At 52.5% G+C, this 4,359-nt stretch carries 1 protein-coding gene; it reads left to right on the top strand.

The window, feature by feature from the left end:
- Positions 1-36: 36 nt before the first annotated feature.
- A partial coding sequence (locus AC128V_RS06625; protein ID WP_482763886.1) for a hypothetical protein occupies positions 37-4,359 on the top strand: 4,323 nt, incomplete at its 3' end.

Genomic DNA, 4,359 nt, shown 5'->3' with positions numbered 1-4,359 from the left:
GCTGCAGGTATCGATTCGAGCGCTGAAGTTTTGACCATGAACAACATTCTCGATGAGATGACTAAAGCCAATGTCGACACTTTCGCCGAGCTTTCTGCATTGGCATCAGTCGTTGAGAAATTGATCGCCACCGCCGATGCCACAGCAGGCGGCAATGCTCCAACTGGTTCTCAAGCGCTTTCGGTGTCTAGTTTCGAACTCATCGGCATCTCCGGAGTGAACGGGCAAAACCTTTCAGCTGTGTTGGCTGCGATTGTTGGAGACCCAGGAAGCTCGGATCTCGCTAATTCCAAAGTGACTGACCCAGCGAGATTGCAAGCTCTAGTCGATGAAGCAATCCAGCGCTTCACCTTCGACCAGGCAGCCACGAACATTGCCGCATACGATGGGTTGAACACCGCTCCGACCCGATTGGATTACCTAAACGCGGGGGTTACCGGAGTCAACTCAGACAACCTTTCCCTTATAAACCAGTTTGTGGCCCCGCTCTCGCCAAGCCAAACGGACACTGGCGTGGAACTGCAAGATTTGGTCTCTGCCATAGAGAAGCTAAAAACCGCGGCCAATGCCACCGTTGACAACAGCGCCTCCCTTTCTGCCCAAGACTTCTCAAGTTTGGGCGTGACAGGCATCACTAGATCTGGACAGCTGGCCCTGGTGAACCATGCGCTTGACCAGGCTGCCCTTTCTGCTGTGGATTCGATCTCAGAACTGCAGCAACTTTCAGATTTGGTCAATTCGCTCTTCTCTTCTGCGGCGAATGCGACCACGGCATCTCCAGCACTTTCCATTTCAAGCTTTGAGCGCTTGGGAGTATCTGGAGTTACCGGAGTTAACCTGTCGGTTCTGGCTGACCTAATTAGAACATCCGGTTCCGATGGCACAGGAATTGATACTGCAGCAGAACTGCAAGGACTGGTTACCCAAGCAAATGCTCTAATTGCCCAACGTGAAGCGCTCGCAAAAATTCGCGACTACGCAGTCTCCAGTTCTGCACTTTCGGCGGCAGATTACTTGGCTGCCAAGGTGACGACTCTCAGTCCAACACTTGTGCCGCTGCTAAACGGAATCTTTGCTCAACTCTCGGTGACTCAATCCGACACTCTCCAAGAGATCCAAGCCGTGAATGATGGGGTCAACAAGATCAAAGCCCTAAGCGATGGGCAGGCCGGAAACGGCGCGAGTCTCTCCGCTATGGATCTAGCGGCAATTGGATTCCCGCAGCTGGATAGTGCCACTGAACTCGCACTTCTAAACGAGATTCTCGATAGATTCCAGCTGTCGCAAGTCGACGACTATTCCGAACTCAGGGACTTGATTCTTCGAACTTTGTCACTGATCTCGGGTGCAGCGGGCAGCACAACAATTTCAGCAGCTGACTTTGTAGCACTTGGATTTACTGCCGTTTCGACTGGGAATCTCGAACTACTCAAGGAGCGAATTCTTGCGAGCCCTGATTCCGGAAGTGGCGTTGATTCTCTGGCCGAGATCAATGCTTTGATTGTTCTCGCCATGGCGGACGCTAAGAAGGCTGAGTCGATCAAGGTGATAACTGATTACAACGGAAGTAATCAAGCCCCGCTTCTCGCAGATTATTTTGATGGACAGGTCACCTCTGTAACCAGCGCTAACCTTTCGACCCTGAACTCCTTCTTTGCCGACTTGACCATCACCCAGTCCAACACTGTGGAGAAGGTCCAAGCTGTGGTGGACGCGATTCTTGATCTTCAAGCGGCAGCCGACTCGACTACAAACGCTTCCGGGCAGGTCAGCAACCTGGATCTTGTGGCACTTGGCGTGGGAAGCCAGTCCACCGAAGTCCTGAGGCTTATCAATGAGTCTTTGGATGGGAAGAGTTTTGGTGCTGTCGACACAATTGCGGAGGTCGCAGCCCTAGTAGGTGCCGTAAGTAAGTTGGTTACCATCCAGGCCAACTACCCGGCACAGAGTCCAAACCTCGCTCAATTCGAACTGATTGGAATTACCGGAATCACAAGTTCGAACCTTGCTTTTGTGGTTGGGCAGCTGTCGAATTACTCTCCCGGACAGCTCGACACGTTGGTTGAGGCACAGGCTCTCGTTAATGCTGCCATTGCAGAGTACGAGCGCATCGCAGCGTTGACCCTAATCGCTAGTTACACGGGCGCAAACTCAGCACCGACTCGCACTGACTTTGCCACAGCAGGTGCAGTGAACGTCACCGATGGCAACCTCGCTATGGTGAATAGCTTTATCGCGCAACTATCGGTGGATGAATCTAACTCTTTGGCGGAGATCCAAGCCACGGTCAATGCTGTAAACAAGATTAGATCGGGCATCGCACAGAGCCTGCAGTCGCCTGCGTCTTTGACCGAGGGCGACTTCACGGCATTGGATGTGTCAGGTGCTAGCAACCTGAACTTCCGCACCCTATTCAACGACATCGCATCGAACAAGACCACCAGCGACCTCGATACCTTTGCAGAATTCAATGCAATTGCGAAACTCGTCGATGGATTGATGAGCATCGCTGCGACCGGAACCTCATCTGTTGCAATAACAGCTGGCGACTTTAGCCTTATTGGTGTCACTGGAGTGACCTCTGGAAATCTTGCCGATGTGATTAGTAAGTTGAGCCAGAGTTCCGATGACGGAAGTGGAATCAACCTTGTAGTCAAGGTGCAACAACTAGTGACTTCTGCGGCTAATCAAGCCGCCGCAGATGCTGCCCAGGCGATTATTCAGGCATTTGATGGAACCAATACCATCCCAACGGCTGCCGACTACGCCGCCACGGGCGTATACGGGGTTGATGCCTCCAATCTCGATCAGGTGAACCTAATTGTTGCTGACGCTTTGGAAATCGAAACCAATAGCTTCGCCAAGGTGCAAGCGATTGTAGATGCGATTTCAAAGCTCGCTTTGCTGGTGGATGGCACCGCTGGTACCGGAATGGCCCTCACGCTTGCCGACCTAACTGAGTTGGGCGCTAGTGCAGGTGGCTTAGGCGTTGCAGAGCTTGCGCTTCTAAACTCCCTGCTGGATCGCATGTTCCTGACACAGGTTGACAGCCCCGCTGAGCTTCAGGCTGCAATTGACTCCGCGGTCAAAATCATGGTTATTGCATCCGGCGGAAGCTCGACCAGCGCACTGACTGCTCAAGACTTTACAGCGCTGGGCTTTCCTCAAGTTACGGCTGAAAACGTGATCATGATTGCGGTGAGAATTGCAGAATCTGCGGATAACGGTTCTGGTGTTGACACTTACACCGAGCTCAAAGCCATGATCGACATTGTGCTGACTGAAATCGCCGCCGCCAGCAGCCTTCCGCTCATTGTTAACTTCGCAGAGGGCGCTGGCTCATCGCCGCTTCCCGTCGACTACAGCCTTGCAAACGTGCAAGTCGATGATTCCGTGGTTTATATGATCAACGTTTTGCTAGCCATCGAGGGTGGTAAGCGAGTAGACACCCGCACGGAGCTGCAAAACTTCGTGGACGGAATCGCAAATGCACTGACAACCATCACAAATTACGCAGATGGACAAGGCTCAGCCCCAACTCTGGCTAACTACCAAACCCTGGGTATCACTGGCCTGAGCGCGGCGAATCTAGCCAGCATGAACTCCCTTGTCGCAGGTGCGGGAGCCTTGTCTGTAGACACATTGGCAGAAATTCAGAGCCTTGTTGCACAGATCCCAACACCGTCTTCGCCCCAACCTGGTGCTAGTTCAGGTGTTGAACCGGTAGGAAGCACCGACACGAACCCAGTTACATCTTCTAGCCAGGTCGTGATCAGTGAGGTCGTGATCGTGGAGACTCCAACCGGTTTGGTCGTGGGCATAAAGGCAGGTCGCGATGCTAGGTCAGTCCTAATTCGCGCTACAGATTCAAACGGCAAGATTTTCAGTTTCACAACAAGCGCGTCTGCTCTCGAAGCAACCGTGCTTGATTTGGCAAAGGGTAGACAATACAAGATCGAAGTTATTCCATATTCTTCAAATGGAATACAAGGCGAAAGCTATCTCACGTTAGTAAATACCAAGCCAAATAACCCGGTCGCTCTAGATGTCACTCGCCAGTCCAACGGACAAGTCGCGGTGGACTGGGTGGCCCCAAATGGGTTTGTCTCCGGTTATCGAGTCGAGGTTTCCAGAGCTGGGAAGGTTGTTTTTGAGAAGGTTGTTTCAAAAACCGCCATCGAACTTCCAGCCAACCTAACCGCGGGCAAGATCGTCGTCCATTCCCTGGGCGAAGGAGGTGCTGAGAACGCCTCTAGTGCCTTCAGCTTTACTGCTAAAACAACTATCGGTGCGCCAACCGTGAGATTCGCCACGCGAGACTCCAAGACTCTAATCAGTTTCCCAGCTAGGGCCGTTCCT

Source organism: Aquiluna sp., from assembly GCF_965064355.1.
This window is presented reverse-complemented; position numbering and strand designations above follow the sequence as displayed.